The following is a 950-nucleotide window of genomic DNA, read 5'->3' as shown; positions in this document are numbered from 1 at the left end:
GCATGAATAATTTTTTCCCTTTATGGCCGGTGCTTTTTTGGACCGCTTTAATCGACTTCTTGATTTCATCGGCACTAAACTCTTCCAGACCCTCGATTTCCTGAAGGAAAGCCTTCATGACCTCCGGTACTTGTTCCTCAGCCAGCACTTCCTTCGCTTCCGCTTCGAACTCGACCTCATCCTTGAAAAACAGTTGGGATAGCTCAACGATTTCCGCCCCGAAGCTCATCTGCTCTTGATAAAGGGACACAAGGCCATGTACCCACTCTTTCTCATCTGCTGTCATTGATTTGGAGACCTTTCCGGCTTCAATCAAGTGGGGCAATGACAATTCCACTGCCGAATCAGCATCCAGTTGCTTCACATACTGATTATTCATCCACGTAAGCTTTTGCTTATCGAAAAGTGCCGGTGATTTGGACAATCGATCTGCATCGAAAATATTAATGAATTCTTCCTTCGTGAAGATTTCTTCCTCCCCGACCGGAGACCAGCCAAGTAATGTAATGAAATTGAATAAGGCCTCAGGCAGGTATCCAAGTTCTTCATATTGCTCAATGAATTGAATGATCGATTCATCCCGTTTACTTAGTTTCTTCCTGCTTTCATTCACGATCAGTGTCATATGACCGAATACCGGTGGCTCCCAGCCGAATGCTTCATAGATCATCATTTGCTTCGGCGTGTTGGAAATATGATCGTCCCCGCGAAGCACATGGGATATCTTCATCAAGTGATCATCGACAGCTACCGCAAAGTTATAAGTCGGAACGCCATCCTTTTTGACGATGACAAAATCACCAAAACCATCCGTTTCAAACGAGACGTCATCCTTGACCATATCCTTGAAAGTAAGGACTTCCCCTGCAGGAACGGCAAAGCGGATGCTAGGCTTTCTTCCTTCAGCAACTAATTCCGCTTGCTCCTCCTCGGTTAAGTGCTTGCACTTT

General features: G+C 45.5%; 1 protein-coding gene. It reads right to left on the bottom strand.

Going from position 1 to position 950, the window contains the following annotated elements; genetic code table 11:
* A partial coding sequence (gltX, locus tag CVN76_RS01005) for a glutamate--tRNA ligase (protein WP_100530100.1) occupies window positions 1–950 on the bottom strand: 950 nt, incomplete at both ends.

The organism is Bacillus sp. mrc49, from assembly GCF_002803435.1.
The sequence above is the reverse complement of the archived record's forward strand: the minus strand, read 5'-3'. Positions and strand labels throughout refer to the sequence as shown.